Origin of the sequence: Ferribacterium limneticum, from assembly GCF_020510565.1 — a bacterium.
GTDB classification, from domain to species: domain Bacteria; phylum Pseudomonadota; class Gammaproteobacteria; order Burkholderiales; family Rhodocyclaceae; genus Azonexus; species Azonexus limneticus_B.
On record NZ_CP075189.1, the window covers coordinates 3,252,295 to 3,273,986 of the forward strand.

Here is a 21,692-nt window from a genome sequence, read left to right on the forward strand (position 1 = left end):
TTTTATCTCCTTCTACTCTCAGGCATTCCAGCGCAGGGTGAAGCTGTCTTCGTCCTCGTCGACATTGCCGGAGAGGGTGATCAGGTTGATCTGCAGTTCCTGCAGGTCGTAGGCGCGGCCTATGTGTTCCTCGATGGTTTCGCGACGGATGGTCATCGAACCGGGAACGTCGATCTTGACCATGGCCGGCTGGCGATTGACGATGGCAGTCGGGTTGTCTTGCACGATGGCGTCGATGATCGGACGCGTGTCTTCGTTGGCTTGCAGGGCAATGAATACGGTCGACATGGTTTTTCCTCAGATTTCCACGCCGACTTTTTTCAGGCGCGCCTTGAAGGCGGCGACTTCTTCGCCGACGACTTCTTCGGCATCCGCCCCCAACGCTTTGCGGACAACCGGCAACATGGCGGCAGCGGCCCGGGTGCTCCACTTTTCCGTCCACTCCTGCAGGATGGCGCGGTTGTGCTCCGACTCGGCGGCGGCCACTTTCATGACGGCATCGACCCACTTGCGGGTTTCATCGAACCAGTCGTTCATGAACTGGCAGAGCATGGCCACGGCCGACGCGCCTTGGGATGACAGGTGGCCATCGACGATGCGCTCATAGACCAGCGGATAGAGCAGGCCGTCGAGCGCCACGTTCTGGGCGACGAACAATTCGAAGGGATCGCGCACGACCAGGCAATCCTCGATATAGCGGCGCATCGGCTGCCAGGCTTCATCGTCCAGCCAGGCGGTCTTGCCTTCGGTCAGCGCCTCCTGATCGCCGAGCAGCAAACCGAGGCGCGACAGGTACTGGGCGATGCCGAGGTTGTCCATGGCGTGGAACATGCACGCCTGGGTAAAGATGGCGGCGTAGCCATAGCCCGAGATGAAGGAATTGTTCATGTTGGCGCCCCAGGCGGCATGGCGCAGGGGAACCAGCACATCCAGCGCAATCTGTTTCAACTCGTCCGGCAACATGTCGGCCAGAGCACGGCTTTCGACGAAGCTGAAATTTGCTTCGGCCGTTTCCTGCTGGCGGGCGCGGGCCAGCGTGTAGTTGTTGTAAAAGTACTGGCGCGGATCCTTCAGCGCATACCAGTCGGCCATGACGATTTTGGTGATCGAGGCATCGTAGATCAGCTGATCGGGATCCCAGGTCGGCCGGTAGTGCAGGTTTTCGGTCGCCTGGATGTCGTAGCTGGCCTCCTGGTAGCGCGAGGCCGGCTTGTCGCCGAAGCGGCGCGCCAGATGATCAAAGGTGTTGCGCTGCTGCTTGATGCTGACGGTGCGAAGATCGATTTGCATTCGTCCTGTCTCCTTTTGGAATTATGTGATGCGACTGCCGCGGCGCGCGGCAGCCGTCCCGATTCGTGCCGGCGCTTTCAGCTGACGACAGTCAGGAAAGTCTCGTGCAGCTTGCGTTGCGGGTAATCGAGCCCCTGGCCGAAGTTGTCGAAAGTCCAGGTCATCGGCTCGTAGTCGGGGTACGGTAGGTGGCCGCCAAAGAAGGTTTCGAAACGGTTGCCGGACGGGTCCCAAGCGTAGATGGTGCAGCCACGGGTCACGCCGTGGCGGGTCGGGCCGATATCGACCGGTACGGCATTCATCGACATGATGTCGCCGCCGCGCAGGACCTGCTCCCAGCTTTCCATGAGGAATGAGCAGTGGTGCAGTTTGCCGGGTTCCGGATACTCGGCGAAAGCGATGTCGTGCACCTTTTGGCCGCAGGACAGCCAGATCGCCGCATTGCCATTGCCATCCGGCGTCAGGACGCGTTCGACCAGATAGAAACCGAGCACTTCGGTGAAAATCTTCTGCACTTCGGCGACATTCGGGCCGTAGAGCAGGCAGTGGTCGAGGCGCGTCGGCGCGATGCCGTTATCGCGCGCCTTGCTCCACGGCGCCGGATTGACCAGGGGAATGCCATTGCCGATCTTGGACTTCTCGGCATACAGCTCCATGACATGGCCGGAAGGCAGCGTGAAGCGGACGCGCTCGCCGGTTTCCAGCATTTCACCGGCCGGGATGCGCTCGGTCTTGAGGCCGTAGGCCTGCAGGTCGGCATCGAGCTTGTCGAGCGTTGCCTTGTCGAGCACGCGGAAGCCGAAGAAATCGAGGCCGGCCCGGTCGGCCTGACGGATCACATAGCTGTTGTGGTCGCGCTCGTCCCAGCATTTGAAATAGACGCGCCCCTGGGTGTCACGGCCGGTTTCGACCAGACCTAGAACGTCGCGATAAAAAGTCACTGCCTCTTCCAGATCCAGCACGCGAACCTGTGCATGCCCCGGGCGAAGTACGCCTGTCATTGCCATAATCTTGTCTCCTCTTTTTCGTTAATGACTTGAAATAACCCATTTCAACGACATCCATTTTTTAGCGAATGTCTTTTGTCGAGAGGCTAATCGCAGGATGCATGCCAAATTGGCAAAGCCTTGTTTACATTAACCAATCGTAAATTGATTCATTTAACCGAAACTTGATTGAACATTCTTGATCAAGCTGTTTTTAGAAAATGAAGAAATTTATCAACCGACTACGTAAGCGATTGCCTCGTCGCTGAGAGCAGATTAGGAAGCCTGAGCTATACTGTCCAATACCAGATTTTGCACACAGCCATACCTTTTCGAGCAAGCACCAAGGAACAGCCCATGGACCTGCGCCACCTCAAATATTTCATCGCCGTTGCCGAGGAACTGAATATCGGACGTGCCGCGCTGCGCCTGTGCATCTCGCAGCCGCCGCTGACCCGGCAGATTCAGCAACTGGAAGAGGAACTCGGCGTCCAGCTGTTCATACGCACGCCACGCGGCGTCGAGCTGACCCAGGCCGGCGAGATGTTCTACGAGGAGGCGACCAATATCCGCGCCCTCGTCGAGCAGGCCATCGAGCGCACCAAGCGGGCCGGCCAGGGCAAGCTCGGGCGGCTCGACATCGGCATTTTCGGCACCGGCATCCTGGGCACCATTCCCAGGCTGCTGCAGCTGTTCAAGGACACCAACCCGGATGTCGTCGTCTCGCTGCACACCCTGTCGAAATCGGAACAGATCGAAGCGCTGCGCCAGCGCCGCATCACCATCGGCTTCAACCGCATGCTCGTGCCGCTGCCCGACATCACGACCGAACTGATCATGCGCGAGCCGCTCTACCTCGTGATCAGCGCGGACCACCCGCTGGCCCGGCTCGACTCGGTGCCGTTCATGGAAGTCGCCAAGTACCCGCTGGTTTTGTTCCCGTCGGGCGCCCGCCCCAACTTCGTCGATCGCATCGTCCAGCTGTGCGGGAACATGGGCGTCACGCCGCAGATTTCCCAGGTGGTCGGCGACGCCGTGACCGGCATGGCGCTCGTCGCCGGCGGCTTCGGCATGACCATCGTGCCCAAGTCGGCCACCACCATCAGCCTGCCCGGCGTCGTCTGCCGGCCATTCCGCGACGCCATTTCGGCCACCGTGGACCTCAGCTGCATTTACCGCACCGACGATCACTCACCGATCCTGCAGGCCTTCCTGGCCAGCGTGCAGAAGTTCCGGGAAGCGCCCAGCGACTAGATTTGAGAGTCCCACGGTCAACCGGAAAAATTGATCAAAATTGAAATCCGGGACAAAAAAATGGGGGGCCTAAAGGCCCCCCGAATGAGGGAGAAAGGGGTTTCCATACAGAAACCCTCGCCCGCAGAGACAGTGAAATACTTAAGGCGTGGTTAATCCCCGCCGCGCAGGTTCTGAACCTGGAAGAGGCCCGGAGGCGCCTTCTTCGGATCGACCTGGCCCTTGAACTGGGCGGTCGTGCAGTGCTTGGCCTGGACGTCAACCATGATCACGCCGTCATCGATACCGATACCCGAGCCCTTGTTGACCGGCAGGTGATGGTCAGGATGCGACTTGCCAACGCTGAAAGCCTTCCACAGTTCGCCCTTGCGGTCGTAAATGTCGATGGCACCGTTCAGGTTCTGCAACTGGGCATCCATGTAGAAAGTCCGCTTGCTGATCGGGTGATTCGGGTTGACCGGCACGGCTTCCAGAACATAGACCTTGCGCAACTGCCAGGTGCCATCCGGGAAGCAGCCGCCCTGGCCGCCGTAGTTCACGAACTTGTAGCCATCGGCTTCCTTGAACTCATCGGAAAGCTTGAGTTCGTTGTGGTTCCACATCGGCAACAGCATGTTCTTGGTGCCCTTGTAGTTCCACTTCATGTCGGAAACGCGGCCGTTGTAGCCTTCGAAGTCTTCGATCATCAGATCGGAGCCGAGGAAGGAATCGGTCACCTGCCCCTGGGCCAGACGACGGACGCGACGCTGGAAGCCCAGATACAGGTAGGCGTCGTCGAGCTTGCTGTCGTCTTCGAAACGCTGGATCAGCAACTGCGTATTCTTCAGATCCTGCGGCTCGTTGGCCTTGACGTAAATCGCACGGTACAGACCGGACGGATTCGGCGTGAATTCCGGAATCGGCGCATCCTTGGTGCGATGCATGAAGTTCAGGAAGTGGAAGTCATACTTGATGGTCTTCTCGATCTGCCCGGTGGTCATGTTGCGGTAACGCCAGTAGAACGGAGAAATGACCGCACCGTCGCCCCAGTTCACACCGTACTTGTAGTTCCAGGCCAGCTTTTCGCCCGCACGCGGATCCTTCGCATCCGGTTCCTCGGGGAATGGACGACCGGCTACGTAACCCGTCAGATTCTCGCCGGCCTTGGAGCCCAGCTTGGTCTTGTTCAGATTGGCCTTGGTCGCGTTGATGTAGCTGCTGTTGATCATGAACTGGGTGGTAGGACCCACTTTCATTTCAAAAGCGCCATCCTTGAGCAGTTTGTACAGACCAACCGACAGGACGTCCTTGAACTGGTCGGCATTGGCCTTGGTGATCACCGTACCGGGTGTCACACCCGGCGCGCTGGGCATGCCAGCCTTGTAGGGATTGAAGGTATTTTCGACATCGGCTTCCGTAGCAGCGAATGCCGAACCGACCAAGCCCGCCAAGAGCAGAGGAATCATGGTTTTTTTCATGGGTATGTCTCCAGACTTAAATTAGAACTTGTAGTTCAGGCGAACAAAAATGTCGTTTTCCTTGTACGCGGCACCAATCGGGCCAGCGCGGAAGCGGCCGAGGGGTTCCATGCCGCCGAGGCCGTAGTTCTCACCAACTGCTTGGCCAGGTGCCGCAAATTGAACAAACGGAGCACAAGTACGGCAGTCATCGAACTTCCAGCGCCCACGCCCTTCCGCCAGCTTGTAGTTGGCACCGATGGTCACCTTGAGATCGTTCGTAACATTCCACTCGACCTGCGGCGCCATGGCTGTCGCTTGTGCCTGGAAATCATGGGCAAAGATGACTTGCGGGCTGACCGTTCCATTTTTCAGGAAACCCTTGATGAGCAGGGTGGCAATAAAGTTATCCTCCCAGTCCACCATGCCGATTTTGCCCAGCGGCGCGTCCCGAAGTTCGTGATTGAAAATATGCTGATAGAACAACTGGGCTGAAATCAACGTTGCCGATGTTTCGCTGATGAAAGGAATGAAGGTAGGACGATCAATCCCGATCACACTCCGGAACACCTTGTTCTTGGAATACAACTCATCACGCGTAGAGTTGGCGAACTCCTCACCCCAAGTCATGGCACCTTCCATCCGAACCGCAGCGCCAATAGCTGGCAACTGGAAGTCCATCGAACCGCCGAGCAAATTGACACGCGGGAAATGCATATCGAAAGCGATCAGCTTCTTCGAAGTTTCCGACACCCCGGTTGCCGGGTTTACTGTCGCCGTTGTGTTACCGAAGGCATGCAGGCTGGGCAGCTGGGAACGATAGTGCAAGGCATTGAGAGAGAACGAGAGGCCATTTGCCGTAACACCCTCAAACTTCCCGCCAAGTTGAGTGTTGGCCAATGACCACTCAGGAAGGTGAACGTTACGGATACCAATCTGGCCAGGGCCAAAATTAGTTGCCAAAACTCCACCAGCAAAATTCGAAACGGTGCCACCGTTGTCCCAAAGGTTGGCCATACCACGGAAGAAGCAACCAGCGTCCAGAATCACGTTTGGTGACCCGCACTGGCCGAGATTGTTGGCACGAAACTGATCGAAGTTCCAAACCAGCTGGAAGTTGCGGTCCTGCATCATGTCGCTAGCCCCCATGCGGTATTCCGCCTGGGCAATCCACATTGGGATGCGAATATCGGACAGCTCGTCGTAGATGTTGTTGCGCGAATAGTCGACCGGATTGATCACATCGAGAACACGGAAGAGGTCCGTACGTCCCCAAACAACCTGTTGCTTACCAAGCTTCAGGAAAAGATCCTTGCCCTCGGCCAGATTGAAGGTTTTCTTGACATACAACTCGCGGACGAAATCGAGTCGCTTATTGAATTCCGGAGCCTCGAGTTCCGAAATTCCCTGATCGCCGTATCCACCGAAATCACGACATCCGCGACTATCGACATCACAGGGACGGACTGGCACACCAAAAGTAACCCCGCCTTCTGCGTTATGCCAACGATCACCAAGCACGCGCATTCCAGCGTTTGGATTATTGGCCAGAATTTGGGCTGTACTACCGCCGAATAATTGAACGTCACCGAAGCCGTGCGCAACACTGCCGCTCCCGCCCACACTTTCCAGCATGATTGGACCACCCGCGTCCTTGCCATACTCACCGCTGTTCATGCGATAAACGCCGTCCCAGCTACCACGCAGGATGCCGTGGATACCCCAGCCATTGCCGGCCTTTTTGTCGAACTCGGCCTGCATGGTGTTGCGGAACTTGGCCAGGCCAGCATGCTCACGATGTGCCGTATGGTTCTCGTAAGTCACATCGATCTGCCAGGGCGAAGACTCCTCGCCCATGGACGGAAGGTCATCACCCCACGCCTGTGTCGCGAAAGAGGCGGAGAGCGCTGCCGCGATGAGCGTCAGGCGCCTTCCAGTATTCAGTTTTGTCTCCATGGATCAAACCCCCAATGGTTTTGTTGAAAGAATGGTTGCTGTTCCCCCGGTCTTCCGGAGTGTTGTTAGTCGTTTTCCAGAACACCGTCTTCGTCGTAATGCACTGCCGTCACAAACTTCGGTTTGAAGACGACGCACCATGACGGCACGATCAGTACGGCGGCGATCGCGTTGACGATGAGCATGAAAGAAAGAAGGATCGCGGCATCTGACTGGAAGCGCAGATCGGACATGAAGATCCACATGACGACGCCGGCAATCAGCGTCACCGCCGTAAAACTGACGGCGTAGCCGGTGGTGGCGACGGCGGTGATGACGGCCTTTTTCATGTCACGCATCACGGCATATTCTTCGCGGATGCGGTCCATGAAATACACGGCGTAGTCGATGCCGACACCGACACCGACAGCAATGACCGGCACCGTATTGACGCTGATCCCGATGTTGAGCGCGCCCATGTAGGCGTAAGTCATCAGGGTCGAGAACAGCATCGGCAGGACCATCAGCCAGCCGGCGTGCAGCGAGCTGTAGTAGATCATGACGATGAAGAAGGCGAGCAGCATGACGGCCGGGATGATGATCATGTGGTCGGTATGCAGCGCCTGGTTGCCAGCCGCCGTGACGCCGATGATGCCGCCCCCCAGTTCGATGTGCAGGCCGGGCACTTCGGCCTCGATCTTCTTAATGCCTTCCTCGGCCAGCGCGACGATGCGGTTGATCGTTTCCGCCTGGTGGTCCTTGTAGTAGAAGACCATGTTGGCTTCGTTTTCGTCGGAGGTGACGAATTCCTTCAAGGCACCGGGGATCGGGCTGGAAGCCATGTAGGCGAACATCAGGCCGCCGATTTCGTCGGCCGTATCGGGCAGTTGCATCCAGCGCGGGTCGTCGTTGTGGGTCAGCTTGTTGACCACGCGCAGCACGCCCGGCATGGCCTTGGTACCGCCCAGTGTCGGATCGGACAGCATGTGCGCCTGGAAGCGTTCGATGGCCGCCATCACTTCGGGTCGCTTGATGCCGCCTTTTTCGTCGGTCCGCGCCGCGACATGCAGCTCCTCGGAGCCCGGGAAGCGCGTGTTGATGGCCTTGGTCGACACGTTGAAGTCGTGACTAAGGTGGAGCAGCGGCGAGCCCGGCTCTGATTCACCGAGTTGCACCTTGCTTACGAAGTAGGTGCCGCCGATGGCGCCGATCAGGGTCAGGATCAGGATCGAGCGGGCACCGCCATCGGTACCACCGGTCAGGGACATGGCTTTGCCGAGGAAGGCGCGAATACCTTCGTTGCCGTTCTTGTGGTTCTTCGGCGCCGGCAGGATGGTCAGAGCCAGCGGGACCATGAAGTGCACCGTGAAGATCACCGAGAAGCCCCAGAAGCCGGCGGCCAGACCGAGCTTGTGGTTGAAAGGGGCAGCGCCCAGCACAAGCACGGCGATACCCACCGCATCGACGATGATGGCTAGCGAACCGGGACGGAACAAGGCATCCAGCGCGTTGCGGGCGGCCTTCTTGCCATCATGGACGATGGCCAGTTCCTCGTAGTAGCGCACGACCAGTTGCACGCCGTGCGAGGTTGCGCGGGCGGCGATCAGGAAGGGAATCGGCAGGGACAGCGGCTCAAGGTTGATACCCATCGCCGCCATGAAGCCAAGGCCCCAGATCGAGGACAGGGCGATACCAAGTAGTGGCAGCGCAACGCCGTAGAAGCGCCGGAAGTAGAGAATCAGCAGGGCGGACAGCAGGAGCAGCGTCCACATCATGATCTCGACGATCTGGTTGAGATAGGTATAGACCCAGCCGGTCAGTACCGGATTCCCCGTCACATAGATTTGATGCCCCGGCCGGGCCAGCGTCTCGCGGACTTTCTGCAAGGCGGCGAAGGTGGTCGGGTAGTCGATCGAGCCCTCGTTCATCTGGGCCTTGATCAGCGCCGCCTTCATGTCCGGCGAAACGAGCAGGCCGTAGATGGTCGGGTTGGCGATGACGTCGTTTCTGAGTTGCTCGAGTTCGGCCACCGTCCGCTTCGGCTTGAGCGGATCGTAGTAGGACTCGGAGGCGAAACCGCCCTGATCGTCGAGGAAGACCTTGCGCGCCGTACGGTGCGTCAGGCTGCTGACGAGGTTGTGGTTGACGCTCGGCAGGTTGTCGACGCCTTGGGTGGCCTCGTGAATGAGTTGCAGGGTTTCATCGTTGAAGATGGTGCCCTTGTCGACTTCGACCGACATGACGATCATGTTGGCACCGCCGAAGTTTTCTTTCAGGCGGTTGTAGACCTTGATGTAGCCGTGGTTCTGCGGCAGCAGATCGGCAAAGTCGGTGAACACGCGCAGGCTGGGCAGCGCCATGCTGAACAGGATGGTGACGGCCAGAACCAGCGACAGGACGATCTTCGGATTGCGGAAAATCCATTCCTCGCCCTGATGCAGGGCGTGGGTAATGGCGTGACGTGTTTGTGCAACCATGGTGTTGAGTTCTCCGTGGCTTATTGTTTGGCGTGCGTACTGACCGCACGGAGCAGGCCACCGGGGCCACCGATCACGACGGCCGACTGTCCCGGCAGGGAAGCGCCTCCGCCCAGGAAGACCGGCACGGGGTCGGTATACGGCACGGCGCGCCAGCTATCGCCTTCGAGGCGGGCAATGACGCCGCTGGCACCGACGCCGAAGGGCTGGCCTTCATGCATGAACAGCCGATTGAGCGATGCCTGCGTGGCATTGGCCTGCTTGCTCCACGACTTGCCGCCATCGGCGGTGTGCAGCATCTGCCCGGCCAGACCGGACACCCAGCCTTCGTTACGGCTGGCGAAAAGCGCCGCGTAGGGATAGAACTCGCCCGGCATCTTCGGGCCTTTTTTCCAGGTGGCGCCGCCATCGTCAGTCATCACCGTCAGGCCGAACTCGCCGAGGGCGATGCCATTTTTTTCGTCGAGAAACTGAATGGTGGTGATCTGCGTGTCTTCGCCCAGATCGGTGGTTTTCCAGGTCTTGCCCTGATCGGTGCTGCCGGCAATGACGGCATTGACGCCAACAACCCACCAGCCGCCCTGCTTGTCGCAAGTGACAGCCAATGGCGTACGCGGCATTTCGAGGGGAACCGATTTCCAGCTCTTGCCTTCGGCATCGGCCGACCAGACCTTGTGGTAATGATCGATGGCGACGAAGCCCTGATCGCCGCAGACGGTCATGTCGACCAGCGAGGTGTTGCCAAGGGGCGTGCGTTTCCAGCTCTTGCCCTGATCTTCCGAGGTCAGGACGACACCGCTTTGCGTACCAACCACGACCACCTTGCCATTACTGGCCATCGCTTGGCTGATGTCATAGCGATGCACCGAACGTTCACGCTCCGCTGCAATCCCGGACATGTCCGGACCTTGCGAGCAAGCGGAAAGCACTCCGCAGGCAATGGTGGTGCCGAATGGCAGCCACGATATTTTCTTCACCCAGCCCATCTATTCCTCCGGTTATCCGTGCCTTTTTTGGTGGCACTTTTTTCAATCGTTTTTCGTTGAAACAGCCGCTAAAAATTCGGCTTATTCAGACTATGCATTGCCCCAACCAATACCGTCCAATACCAATTAACACAGCATTAAATACCGACAAGGTATGGATAATTCCGCACTGGAAATTAGCCCTGCAAACGTTCAATTCGTTATGTTTTGCCGGTGCGGGAAGACATTTCCCGCTCCGGCTACTCGATTTCTAGCGCCCGAGATCTTTGGCCGTCTTGCCGCCAATTCCCCATTGCGCCTTGGGCACGTCGTGAATCCAGACACGGACGTTCTCGATCGGCGCACCGAGCGCTTCGACCAGGGCGGCACTGACTTTTTCGATGACCGCCCTCTTCTGCTCTTCGGTCCGGCCTTCGATCAAATAGATTTGCGCGAATGGCATGGTGTCTCCTTAAACGAAACGGCAGCTGACGCCACCCAGCGACTGGATACGCAGATTGACGTGATCGCCGGCCTTGACCGCAACAGCCTCGGTCACACCGCCAGACAGGATCATCGTACCGGCCGGAATCTCCTCGCCGCGGGCGCCAAGATGGTTGGCCAGCATGGCAATCGCCGCTGCCGGATGGCCGAGTACGGCGGCACCGGCACCGATGGCGACGGGTTCGCCGTTCTTTTCCATGACCACGCCCAGCGTGCGCAGGTCGAGACCAGCGACCGGCGTCATCTGGCCGCCAAGGACAAAGCGCGACGACGAGCAGTTGTCGGCAATGACGCTCTTGAGATCGAACTTGAAATCGCGGTAACGCGAATCGATGATCTCGATGCCCGGCATGATGAAATCGGTCGCTGCCAACACGGCGCCGATGTGGCAGCCCGGGCCTTTCAGGGCCTTTTTCAGCACGAAGACAATTTCCGGCTCGACCTTCGGGTGGATCAGTTGTTCGATCTTGATTTCGCCGCCATCCGGCACGCTGAAATAATCGACCAGGAAGCCGAAACACGGGGTTTCAACGCCCATCTGCTTCATCTTGGCGTGCGAGGTCAGGCCGGCCTTCAGGCCGACGACGCGATTGCCACGGGCCAGCTTGCGGCGCAGGATTTCGTTCTGGATGGCGTAGGCGTCATCCCAATCCATTTCCGGATTGGCATCGGTAATCTTGACGACATCGTGCGCCTGCAGTTCGGCGTTTTCGAGCAGTTCGGCCAATTGGCCAATCGTTTGCTGGTTCAGTTTCATGCCATCAGTCCCCGTTCGCGTGCCATGCTCATGGCGGTGTCTTCAATCATGTCTTCCTGTCCGCCGACCATGCCGCGCCGGCCCAACTCAACCAGGATGTCGCGGGCCGGCACGCCGTATTTGACGGAGGCACGCTTGGCAAACAGCAGGAAGGAGCCATAGACGCCGGCATAACCGAGCGTCAATGCATCGCGGTCGATGCGGATCGGGAAGTCCATCATCGGCACGACGAGGTCTTCGGCGACGTCGGTGATCTTGGCGACATCGACACCGGTTTCGATGCCCATCAGGCTGCACACGGCGATCAGCACTTCCATCGGCGTGTTGCCGGCCCCGGCACCGAGGCCAGCAGCAGCCGCATCGACGCGGTTGGCACCGACTTCGATGGCGGCGATGGAGTTGGCGACGCCCATGGCCAGGTTGTGGTGGCCGTGGAAACCAAGTTCGGTTTCCGGTTTCAATGCCGCACGCACGGCCGACAGACGTTCCTTGACGCCTTCCGGCAGCAGATGACCGGCGGAGTCGGTGACGTAGATGCAGTTGGCGCCGTAGCTTTCCATGAGCTTGGCTTGCTTGACCAAGCCTTCGGCGCTGTTCATGTGAGCCATCATCAGGAAGCCGACGGTGTCCATGTTGAGCTTTCTCGCCATGGTGATGTGCTGCTCGGAAACGTCGGCTTCGGTGCAGTGGGTGGCGACGCGAATGGTGTTGACGCCTAGATCGCGCGCCATTTTGAGGTGGTCGACGGTGCCGATTCCGGGCAGTAGCAGGGCCGAGATCTTGGCCTTCTTCATCTTGGGGATGACGGCGCCGAGGTATTCCTCGTCGGTGTGGGCCGGGAAGCCGTAGTTGACCGAGGAACCACCGAGGCCGTCGCCGTGGGTGACTTCGATGAGCGGCACGCCGGCTTCATCGAGGCCGGTGGCGATGCTGATCATCTGGTCGAGGGTCATCAGGTGACGCTTGGGATGCATGCCATCCCGCAGGGTCATGTCGTGGACGGTTACTTTTTTGCCGCGTAGGGTCATTGTTTTCTCCAGTTCCTTAGGCAACGACGGGCTCAAGCTTGAGCGTGCCCTTGATCATTTCTTCGGCGAACATTTCGGCGGTGCGGGCACCGGCGGCGGTCATGATGTCGAGGTTGCCGGCGTAGGTCGGCAGGAAGTCGCCGAGGCCGGTGACTTCCATGTAGACGGAGACGCGGTTGCCGTCGAAGACTGGACCGTTGACCAGGCGGTAGCCAGGCACATACTTCTGGACTTCCTTGATCATGGCGTGGATGGATTCGGTGATCGCCGCTTGATCCGGGGCTGTTTCGGTCAGGCAGTGCACGGTGTCGCGCATGACGAGCGGTGGTTCGGCCGGGTTGATGATGATGATGGCCTTGCCTTTCTTGGCGCCACCGACCTTTTCGACAGCCCCGGCAGTGGTGCGGGTGAATTCGTCGATGTTCTTGCGGGTACCGGGACCGGCGCTCTTGGAAGAAACCGTGGCGACGATTTCACCGTAGGCCACCGGTTGAACGCGGGAGACGGCAGCGACCATCGGGATCGTAGCCTGGCCACCGCAGGTGACCATATTGACGTTCATTTCACGGCGACCGACGTGTTCCTTGAGGTTGACCGGCGGCACACAGAACGGGCCGATGGCGGCCGGCGTCAGGTCGATCATGAGAACACCGAGGGCATTGAGCTTGCGGCTGTTCTCGGCGTGGACGTAGGCCGAGGTGGCGTCGAAGGCGATCTGGACGTTGTCAGCGAGGACATGGGGGAGGAAGCCGTCCACGCCCGTCGAGCAGGTTTTCAGGCCCATCTCGGCAGCACGCTTGAGACCTTCGGATTCCGGGTCAATACCGATCATCCAGACCGGGTCGAGGAAGGGGCTGCGCTTTAGTTTGTAAAGCAGGTCGGTCCCGATATTGCCCGGGCCGATCAGGGCGCATTTGATTTTTTGGGTCATCAATATTTCCTTATTGATCGTTGTTCAGCAAATTGTGGAAACGATCCCGCCTTCGACGCGCAGCGCGGCGCCTGTCGTCGCAGCCGCTCTCGCGCTGCAGACGTAGGCGACCAGCGCAGCCACTTCGGCCGGATCGATCATGCGTTTGATAATTGAGGTCGGACGGCCTTCGGCGAAGAAACGGCGCTCCATCTCATCGAGGCCGATACCCGCCTCGGCGGCCAGCTTGGCGAAGAACTCGCCGACGCCTTCGGAGCGTGTCGGACCGGGCAGCACGGCATTGACCGTAACGCCCGTACCGGCGCAGCTCTGGGCCAGACCGCGCGACACCGCCAACTGGGCCGACTTGGTCATGCCGTAATGGACCATCTCACCGGGCGTGTTCACGCCCGACTCGCTGGAGATGAAAACGATACGTCCCCAGTTGGCCGCCTTCATGGCCGGCAGATAATGGCGGGCCAGACGAACGCCGCTCATCACATTGATGTCGAAGAAGCGTTGCCATTCGCTGTCGGGAATGGCGTCGAAAGGTACCGGGTCGAAGATGCCGAGGTTGTTGACCAGAATGTCGGCCTGCGGACAGGCAGCGAACAGAAGCTGGCAACCTTCAGCCGTGGACAGATCTGCCGCCACGCCCTTTACGTCAGCACCGGCCACCAGCGAACGCAGCCGGGAAACCGCTGCATCGACACTTTTCTGGCTGCGACCGTTGATCACCACCCGGGCGCCTTCCCGAGCCAGCTCGATGGCAATAGCAAAGCCGATTCCCACGGTCGACCCGGAAATTACGGCAATTTTGGAATGTATCTGGAGGTCCATTTCGGGCCGCCGGCTTAGATGAAACGCACCGAGCAGCCGCCGAGGCCGCCGATGGTCATGCGCAGGTTGTCGCCCTTGACCACCGGCACCATGGCACCCATCGCGCCGGACAGCACGATGTCGCCAGCCTTGAGGGCAATGCCCAGCTTGCCCAGCGTATTGGCGAGCCAGACCATGGCATTGACCGGATGACCCATGGTGGCGGCGCCGGCGCCGGTAACGACGATTTCGCCGTTCTTTTCGAGGACCATGCCGCACAGACCGAGGTCGATGTTGCTGATATCAACGAGCTGGTCGCCGAGCACGAAGACGCCGCAGGAGGCGTTGTCGGCGACGGTGTCCTGGATCTTGATTTTCCAGTCGGTGATGCGCGAATCAACGATTTCGAAGCAGGCCATGACGCCTTCGGTGGCGGCCAGCACGTCGGCTGCAGTGACGCCCGGGCCTTGCAGATCCTTCTTGAGCAGGAAGGCGATTTCACCTTCGGCCTTGGGCTGGATCAGCGTGCTCATTTCGATGGATTCGCCTTCGTTGTAGACCATGCCGTCGAGCAGGTAGCCGAAGTCGGGTTGATGGACGCCGAGCATATTCATGACCGGCTTGCTGGTGACGCCGATCTTCTTGCCGATGACGCGTTCACCCTTGGCTAGACGGCGCGACAGCATCTGCTGCTGGATGTGGTAGGCGTCCTCGATGGTGATGTCGAAGCCGCGCGAGGTCAGCGGGCTGACCGTCTTGCCAGCGACCAGGGCTGCGTAGAGTTCGTCGCCGAGTTGGGTGATTTGCGATTGTTCCATGATGTTTTCTCTTTATTCGGCCAGGAAGTTGCTGACCAGCTGGTTAAATTCGCGGTTGTGTTCGATCTGGACCCAATGCCCGCAGCGCCCGAAAACATGCAGCTGCGAGTCGTCGATCCAGCAGTTCAGGGTCAGGGAATTGCTCAGCGGAATGACTCGGTCGTCGCGGCCGTGAATGACCAGCGTCTTGTGTTTGATCGCCCGGATGTCCGCCTCGGCACTGGCCATGGCATCGACCCAACGCTGACGCGGGGCCGGGAACATGGCCGAAAAGGATTCCTGGAAACCGGGCCGGATGCTGGCCTGATAGCGCAACTCGGCGAGTTCGTCGTTAACCAGGCTGCGGTCGTGGGCGAAGATGTCGAGCAGGCCGCGCATCGCAGCGAGCGACGGCTCGTAACCCCACACCGCGTCGAGTTCCGGCGTAATGTCGAAGGGCACACCAACGCTGCCCATCAGCACCAGCCGGCGCACGCGCTGCGGATAGCGAATGGCCAGCGCCAGCGCTATCGCGCCACCGAAGGAATTGCCGATCAGGTCGGTTTGTTCGATACCCAGCGCATCGAGCAGGCCAATGGCGTGATCGACCCAGCCATCGGTGCTGTACTGAATGCCGGCCGGCCGCTCGGTATAGCCGAAGCCGACCATGTCCGGCGCGATGGCGCGGCAGGTCTTGGCTAGTTCCGGCAGAACCAGGCGCCAGTTGGCCCACGCCGTCACCCCCGGCCCGGAACCGTGGATGAGCAGCACCGGCGCCCCGCTACCGACATCGTGGTAGTTGGTTTCAATGCCGCCCGCCAAGATTCGGCGACCGATTTCAGGGGAGTTTGCGGACACGCTCGACACCTTACAGCTTGATGCAGACGTTCTTGAGTTCGGTGTAGAACTCAAGCGAATGGACGCCGCCTTCGCGGCCTATGCCGGACTGCTTGGCGCCGCCGAACGGTGTGCGCAAGTCGCGCAGGAACCAGCTGTTGACCCAGACCAGACCAACTTCCATCTGCGCGGCGACGCGGTGAGCACGGTTGATGTTCTGCGTGAACACCGAGGCGGCCAGACCGTAGGTCGTGTTGTTGGCGCGCTTGATGACTTCGTCTTCGCTGTCGAAGGGCATGATCGTCGTACAGGGTCCGAAGATTTCCTCGCGGACAACCGTGGCGTTGTCATCCAGACCGGTCCAGATGGTCGGCTGCACCCAGGCGCCATTGGCCAGTTCGCCCGGCATTTTCGGAATACCGCCGCCGGTAACGACCGTCGCACCTTCGTCGACGGCCTTCTTGTAATACGACAACACCTTGTCGCGATGTTCCTGGCTGACCAGCGGCCCCATATTGGTGGCCGGATCGCTCGGCACGCCGAGCTTGAGCTTCTCAGCGCCGACCTTCATGCGGGCGACGAACTCGTCGAAAATCGGACGCTCGACATAGACCCGCTCGGTTCCCAGACAAACCTGGCCGCAGTTGGCGAAGCAGGAGCGCAGGGTGGCTTCGATGGCGACATCGAGGTCGGCATCGGCGAAAACGATACCCGGATTCTTGCCGCCCATTTCGAGCGACACCGGGCGCGAGCCATGCGCCGCTGCCTTGTTGATGATCTCGCCGGTACGCGTTTCGCCGGTGAAGGTGATGGCGTTGACATTCTGGTTGGTGGTCAGGAATTCGCCGGCCGAATTCGGGCCGAAACCATGCACAACGTTATAGACACCCTTGGGCACGCCACAGGCATTCATCACTTCGCCGAGCAGCGTGGCAGTCGACGGTGTTTCTTCCGACGGCTTGACGACAACGGTGTTGCCACAGGCCAGCGCCGGGCCGACCTTCCAGGTCATGAGCAGCAGCGGCAGGTTCCACGGACAAACCACACCGACGACGCCAACCGGGCGGCGAATCGCGTAGTTCAGCGCGCCCTTGCCATCCGGCGTCGCCATTTCGAAGAATTCGGTCGGCGCATTTTTGATGACGTCGGCGAATATCTTGAAGTTGGCGGCGCCGCGCGGGATGTCGATGTGCGAAGCGAGGCTCTTCGGCTTGCCGGTATCGGCGCATTCGGCGTCGAGGAACTCGTCGAAGCGGCGGGTAATTTCGTCGGCCACCTTGTTCAGGATGTCGGTGCGCTCGACGACGGTCATCTTGCCCCACGGGCCGCGCAGGGCATCGTGGGCGGCCTGGACGGCGGCATCGACTTCAAGCTTGCCGGCTTCGTGCACCATGCCGATGATCGAGTTATCGAGCGGCGTACGCTTCTCGAACTGCTTTGCCGTCGAGACGAATTCGCCGTTGATGAAATTCAGGATTTGCTTCATTCCCTTGTTTTCCTTTTTTGTTTGCTGTTCTTAAGCCAGACCGATGGCGGCTAGCCCGGCCCGCGCACATTCTTCGTCCTGTGCTTCAGAAGCACCGGAAACGCCGATGCCGCCGAGCCAATCGCCCGAACCCACCGGCAAACCGCCACCAAAAACGATCAACCGCGGCTGGGCCGAAAAGCCCAGCTTCATCCCTTCGTCGTGACCGATTGCCCCCATCCAGGCCTTGGTCGGAAAGCCAAAGCTGGCCGAGGTAAAGGCCTTGTCAATGGCGATATCGATCGAGTGGATGAAGGCGCCGGGCATGCGCAGGAAGGCCATCAGGTTGCCGCCGCGATCAACCACGGCGACATTGATCTTCCAGCCGTTGGCCGTGGCGTGGGCCACGGCCGCCGAACAGGCGGCCGCAGCCGCCTCGGCTGAAATCCCGGCTTGGCTGACGGCGACTTGCATCAGGTCACGACGGTCAGGAAGCGGTCATTGAGCTTGCGGTCGTGATAGAACACGGCAGCGCCGACTTCATCCATGGTCCACTTCGTTGCCTTCTGATCGGGGTAGGCATAGTTGCCGCCGCAGAAGGTTTCGAAGCGATTGCCGTTCGGGTCGAAGGCGTAAATCGTCGTGCCGCGGGTGACGCCGTGACGTGTCGGGCCGATGTCGATGGAGACGCGGTTCATCGACATCAGGTCGGCGGCGCGCAGCACCTGTTCCCAGGTTTCGAGCAGGAAGGAAACGTGGTGCAGCTTGCCCGGTTCCGGATGACGGACGAAAGCGATGTCATGGGCCTTGGTCGAGCACGACAGCCAGATCGCCAGATCCTGGCTGTCGTCGAGCGCGATGTGTTCGACCAGATAGAAGCCGAGGACGTCCTGGAAGATGGCCTGGGCCTTTTCAATGTCCGGACCGTAAAGCAGGCAGTGGTCGAGGCGGATCGGGGCGATGCCCTTTTCGGCGGAGGCACACCAGGCTTCCGGATTGAGTTCGCCCATGTCGTTGCCAATGGCCGTCTTTTGCGAATACAGCTCGATGTCGTGGCCGGTCGGCAGCGTGAAGCGCACGCGCTCGCCGGTTTCGAGCAGCTCGCCGGCCTCAATGCGCCGTGTGGGAACGCCGTAGGCGTTCAGATCCTTCTCGAACTTGGCCAGCGTCGCATCGCTATCGACCTTGAAGGCGAAGAAGTCGATGCCGGCGGTATCGGCCTGACGCAGGATCACGCTGTTGTGATCGCGCTCTTCCCAGGTCTTGAAATAAACACGGCCTTGGGCATCACGACCGGTTTCGATCAAGCCCAGCACCTTCGAGTAGAAATCAACGCTTTCTTCAATGTCGAGCACCCGCATCTGAGCGTGTCCGGGACGTAAAACACCAGTCATTGCCATTTGTCTTCTCCTGTTTTTTGAGTTTGTCGATCACACAAAAATCTGCGCAATCGATTTACCATTACGATATTTACAACGAATCTCGAAGTCAATACTTTTTCTCGAGATTTTTAAAAACCATGAAAATTCTTTCGATCAGGGTAGAATTTCACCATCTGGTCAAACCACTGAACCGAACCCACACGTCATGGCTAACAACAACACATCAACCGGCGACAGCCTCATGGCCGAACCGAAAACACTGGTCGAATCTGCCTACCGCGCCCTGCGTCGCGACATCATCGAAGGCCACCTCGCCCCCGGAGAAAAACTCCGGGTCGAGCACCTCAAGGATGACTACGGCGTCGGTGCCGGCACCCTGCGCGAAGCGCTTTCGCTGCTCATTTCCGATGCCCTCGTCGTCAGCCAGGGCCAGCGCGGCTTCCGCGTCGCGCCGGTGTCCCTCGAAGACTTCGGCGATATCACCCAAACCCGCGTCATGCTCGAATGCGAGGCCCTGCGCCAGTCGATCACCATGGGCGACGATGCCTGGGAAGGTGACCTGCTCGCTGCCTTCCACCGCCTCACCAAGGCCGAAGAAAAACGCATCGGCAGCGATGACCGGGAAGAGTGGGAAGAACGCAACCGGATCTTCCATGAGGTGCTGATTTCGGCTTGTCCTTCGCGCTGGCTCAAGCATTTCCTCTCCATCCTCTATCAGCAGGCCGAACGCTATCGCCGCCTGTCGCTTTACCTGAAGCCGATTCCGCGCGACATCCATGCCGAACACGAAGCCCTGATGCAGGCGGCCATGGCCCGCGATGCCGACAAGGCCACCGCGATCCTCGGCGAGCACATCCGGCTCACCTTCCGCTCCATCGAGCAGATTCCGAAAGACCAGTTGAACGAAAAACTGGCGGCCTGAACGCTGCTGGCCACATTTCAAAATTGGCTATTTTTTACGGTTGACCGTAGAAATGAGTGGCGCCGACCGGGCTGGTCGGCGCCAGCTGCTGTCTAAGCCGTGAGCGTCGTCGGTGCCGCCTGGAGCGGCGACCGATAGACGTTTTTAGCCATCTTGCCGATCACCTTCAGGCTGATGTCGCTGGTCGGCCGCACCCGGCAGGCCAGCACGCGATCTGCCGCCTCGTCCTCGACACTGACGTATTCGCGGCTCATCACCCGCTTGAGGTAAGTGCCGGCTGTGATCTCGACCTTGCAGACGCCGCAACCACCGCCCCGACAACCGACCGGAATGCCCTTCTTGCCGAGGCGTTCCATCCCGACGAGTAGCGATTCGGTCGGCGAGCAACGAAAGCTCTCGCCGGTTTCCTCGATCAGCACGTTGTAATAGATCATTGATCGCTCCCGGCCCCGTTCAGATGTTCTTGAACAAGGGGCTTTTGAGTTGCTGGGAGGCATCTGCCGCAGAGAAGAATTTCTCCATGTAGATGTCGCGCTCGAACAGCCGGCCCTGCATCAGCGTGCTGATACAGGCTTCGATCATCGCCGGCGGCCCACACAGGTAAGCCTTTTGGCCCCGAAAATCGTTGTTGAAGTGCGCCTTCGCCGCCTCATGCACGAAGCCGCGAGCACCGCTCCAGTCGGAACCTTCCGGCTCACTGGACAACGCAGGAACATAGGTGAAGTTGGCGTGCTTTTCGGCCAGGTCGCGGAACTCGGCGTCGTAATACAGCTCGTCGCGGCTGCGCTGACCGTACACCAGGGTCATCGGCAGATCGAAGCCTTCGGCCAGCAAGTCCTCGATCATCGATTTCGGGCTCGATAAACCGGAGCCACCGGCCATGAAAACCAGCGGCAGATTGGCCGACTTCTTGACGAAGAAACGGCCGTAAGGACCGGTCAGCTTGAGCTTTTCGCCGACTTCCAGCTTCTCGTGCAGCCAGGTCGTGACCTGGCCGCCCGGCACGATGCGCACGTTCAGTTCGATGATGTCGCCGCTCTGCGGCGAATTGGCCAGCGAAAAAGCGCGGGACTGCCCGTCAAGCGAAGGCACCTCGAGATTGATATATTGCCCGGCCTGGAACTCCATGGGCCGGTCCAGCTTTAGCCAGATGCCGCGGATGGTCGGCGTCAGAGCCTCGATGCGGACCACTTCGCCTTCATAGTCCTGCACCGGCAGGTTGCGCGAATCGGGATCTTCCTCGATCTCAGCTTCGATCACCGTATCGGACTCCAGCCGGCAGCAGCAGGCCAGCGTCTTGCCCTCTTCCCGCTCGAAATCCATCAGGGCAAAGGTCGAGGCTTCACCGTGATCGATTTCGCCGTCCAGCACCTGCACCTTGCAGGTGGCACACAGGCCGTGACAACAGGCGTGCGGCAGGTATATACCGGCGCGCAGGGCAGCGTCGAGAATGGTTTGACCATCCTCGACTTCGATGGTCTGGCCGAGCGGCTCAATGGTCAGTTCGTAACTCATGACGCCCCCGGCTCAGGAACAGCTGCCGTTGATGCCCTTGAGGCCCGGCGTCTGGAAACGCAGCACGTCCTTGTGCTTGAGCCCCAGCTCGGCCAGCGTCTTGCTCATGTCCGGCTGCCACGGCTGACCAGATTTCAGCCAGGTCACCTTGCTGAAATCAACGCTTTTCCAGTCCGGGTGATAGCCGAAGGAATGCGCCATGAATTTTTGGCACAGGTCGCTGAACGGGGTGTTCGGCGGCAGGCAATAGGCGAACGGGGCGCAGAACATCAGGTGGTCGTCCCAACCGACGTAGAGCAACTGGGCGCCATGGAACTTGTCGACTGAGTCAGCCGGGGGAAATTTGTAGTCTTTCAGAGCTTGTACAGCCATGTTTGTCTCCTTTTTATCAGGGAAGGCGACGGTCATCGCCG

General features: G+C 59.6%; 22 protein-coding genes. 2 read left to right on the forward strand and 20 right to left on the reverse strand.

Annotated features, from left to right (window positions below; all coding sequences use genetic code 11):
- Positions 1-18: 18 nt before the first annotated feature.
- The 3 genes from KI610_RS15480 to KI610_RS15490 all read right to left on the reverse strand — a co-directional run bounded on the left by KI610_RS15480 (position 19) and on the right by KI610_RS15490 (position 2,297).
- Complete coding sequence (locus KI610_RS15480; protein WP_226495859.1) at positions 19-288, reverse strand: MmoB/DmpM family protein; 270 nt, start codon at positions 286-288, stop codon at positions 19-21.
- A 9-nt stretch (positions 289-297) separates the two neighbouring features.
- Positions 298-1,290 carry an aromatic/alkene monooxygenase hydroxylase subunit beta gene (locus tag KI610_RS15485; protein ID WP_226495860.1) on the reverse strand — a complete coding sequence of 331 codons (993 nt, stop codon included), beginning with the start codon at positions 1,288-1,290 and terminating at the stop codon, positions 298-300.
- A 77-nt stretch (positions 1,291-1,367) separates the two neighbouring features.
- Entirely contained in the window at positions 1,368-2,297 is a 930-nt protein-coding gene (locus KI610_RS15490; protein WP_226495861.1) for a catechol 2,3-dioxygenase, read from the reverse strand.
- 336 nt (positions 2,298-2,633) lie between these two features.
- Here KI610_RS15490 and KI610_RS15495 point away from each other — a divergent pair, with 336 nt between their 5' ends.
- Positions 2,634-3,530 (forward strand): LysR substrate-binding domain-containing protein, encoded by an 897-nt coding sequence (locus tag KI610_RS15495; protein ID WP_226495862.1) that lies wholly within the window; start codon positions 2,634-2,636, stop codon positions 3,528-3,530.
- Positions 3,531-3,682: 152 nt separating this feature from the next.
- Here the strand turns inward: KI610_RS15495 and KI610_RS15500 are convergent, their stop codons facing one another.
- From KI610_RS15500 to KI610_RS15565, 14 genes are all read right to left on the reverse strand, one after another.
- On the reverse strand, positions 3,683-4,987 hold the full coding sequence (locus KI610_RS15500; RefSeq protein WP_226495863.1) for a DUF1329 domain-containing protein: 1,305 nt from the start codon (positions 4,985-4,987) through the stop codon (positions 3,683-3,685).
- A gap of 21 nt (positions 4,988-5,008) precedes the next feature.
- Positions 5,009-6,922, reverse strand: a complete 1,914-nt coding sequence (locus KI610_RS15505; protein WP_226495864.1) for a DUF1302 family protein — start codon at positions 6,920-6,922, stop codon at positions 5,009-5,011.
- 65 nt (positions 6,923-6,987) lie between these two features.
- Entirely contained in the window at positions 6,988-9,378 is a 2,391-nt protein-coding gene (locus KI610_RS15510; RefSeq protein WP_226495865.1) for an efflux RND transporter permease subunit, read from the reverse strand.
- Between the two features lie 20 nt (positions 9,379-9,398).
- Entirely contained in the window at positions 9,399-10,364 is a 966-nt protein-coding gene (locus tag KI610_RS15515) for a WD40/YVTN/BNR-like repeat-containing protein (protein ID WP_226495866.1), read from the reverse strand.
- A gap of 250 nt (positions 10,365-10,614) precedes the next feature.
- Positions 10,615-10,806: a 2-hydroxymuconate tautomerase gene (locus KI610_RS15520; protein ID WP_226404599.1), complete on the reverse strand. Its 192-nt coding sequence runs from the start codon at positions 10,804-10,806 to the stop codon at positions 10,615-10,617.
- A 9-nt stretch (positions 10,807-10,815) separates the two neighbouring features.
- The gene (gene dmpH / locus KI610_RS15525) at positions 10,816-11,604 is read right to left on the reverse strand and encodes a 2-oxo-3-hexenedioate decarboxylase (protein ID WP_226404597.1); all 789 of its coding nucleotides are present in this window, start codon (positions 11,602-11,604) and stop codon (positions 10,816-10,818) included.
- Entirely contained in the window at positions 11,601-12,632 is a 1,032-nt protein-coding gene (gene dmpG, locus KI610_RS15530) for a 4-hydroxy-2-oxovalerate aldolase (protein WP_226495867.1), read from the reverse strand. The genes dmpH and dmpG overlap by 4 nt, the downstream gene beginning before the upstream one ends.
- Positions 12,633-12,648: 16 nt before the next feature.
- Complete coding sequence (locus KI610_RS15535) at positions 12,649-13,563, reverse strand: acetaldehyde dehydrogenase (acetylating) (RefSeq protein ID WP_226495868.1); 915 nt, start codon at positions 13,561-13,563, stop codon at positions 12,649-12,651.
- Positions 13,564-13,587: 24 nt separating this feature from the next.
- A complete protein-coding gene (locus KI610_RS15540; RefSeq protein WP_226495869.1) occupies positions 13,588-14,382 on the reverse strand; it encodes an SDR family NAD(P)-dependent oxidoreductase in 795 nt (264 codons plus the stop codon).
- Positions 14,383-14,396: 14 nt separating this feature from the next.
- Positions 14,397-15,179 (reverse strand): 2-oxopent-4-enoate hydratase, encoded by a 783-nt coding sequence (gene dmpE / locus KI610_RS15545; protein ID WP_226495870.1) that lies wholly within the window; start codon positions 15,177-15,179, stop codon positions 14,397-14,399.
- Positions 15,180-15,191: 12 nt separating this feature from the next.
- Positions 15,192-16,016, reverse strand: a complete 825-nt coding sequence (locus tag KI610_RS15550; protein WP_319004191.1) for an alpha/beta fold hydrolase — start codon at positions 16,014-16,016, stop codon at positions 15,192-15,194.
- 10 nt (positions 16,017-16,026) lie between these two features.
- Positions 16,027-17,481 carry a 2-hydroxymuconic semialdehyde dehydrogenase gene (locus KI610_RS15555; protein ID WP_226495872.1) on the reverse strand — a complete coding sequence of 485 codons (1,455 nt, stop codon included), beginning with the start codon at positions 17,479-17,481 and terminating at the stop codon, positions 16,027-16,029.
- 30 nt (positions 17,482-17,511) lie between these two features.
- Entirely contained in the window at positions 17,512-17,934 is a 423-nt protein-coding gene (locus KI610_RS15560) for a GlcG/HbpS family heme-binding protein (RefSeq protein WP_226495873.1), read from the reverse strand.
- On the reverse strand, positions 17,934-18,860 hold the full coding sequence (locus KI610_RS15565) for a catechol 2,3-dioxygenase (protein ID WP_226495874.1): 927 nt from the start codon (positions 18,858-18,860) through the stop codon (positions 17,934-17,936). Before KI610_RS15565 ends, KI610_RS15560 begins: the two co-directional genes overlap by 1 nt.
- Positions 18,861-19,047: 187 nt before the next feature.
- On the opposite strand from KI610_RS15565, the gene KI610_RS15570 reads away from it, so the two are divergent.
- Positions 19,048-19,764 carry a GntR family transcriptional regulator gene (locus KI610_RS15570; protein WP_226495875.1) on the forward strand — a complete coding sequence of 239 codons (717 nt, stop codon included), beginning with the start codon at positions 19,048-19,050 and terminating at the stop codon, positions 19,762-19,764.
- A gap of 92 nt (positions 19,765-19,856) precedes the next feature.
- Here the strand turns inward: KI610_RS15570 and KI610_RS15575 are convergent, their stop codons facing one another.
- Genes KI610_RS15575 through KI610_RS15585 form a run of 3 tightly spaced genes read right to left on the reverse strand, consistent with a single transcriptional unit; the run spans position 19,857 to position 21,651 of the window.
- Positions 19,857-20,198 carry a 2Fe-2S iron-sulfur cluster binding domain-containing protein gene (locus KI610_RS15575; protein WP_226495876.1) on the reverse strand — a complete coding sequence of 114 codons (342 nt, stop codon included), beginning with the start codon at positions 20,196-20,198 and terminating at the stop codon, positions 19,857-19,859.
- A 19-nt stretch (positions 20,199-20,217) separates the two neighbouring features.
- Positions 20,218-21,279 carry an NADH:ubiquinone reductase (Na(+)-transporting) subunit F gene (locus tag KI610_RS15580; RefSeq protein WP_226495877.1) on the reverse strand — a complete coding sequence of 354 codons (1,062 nt, stop codon included), beginning with the start codon at positions 21,277-21,279 and terminating at the stop codon, positions 20,218-20,220.
- A gap of 12 nt (positions 21,280-21,291) precedes the next feature.
- Complete coding sequence (locus tag KI610_RS15585) at positions 21,292-21,651, reverse strand: phenol hydroxylase subunit P4 (RefSeq protein ID WP_226495878.1); 360 nt, start codon at positions 21,649-21,651, stop codon at positions 21,292-21,294.
- Positions 21,652-21,692 lie beyond the last annotated feature (41 nt).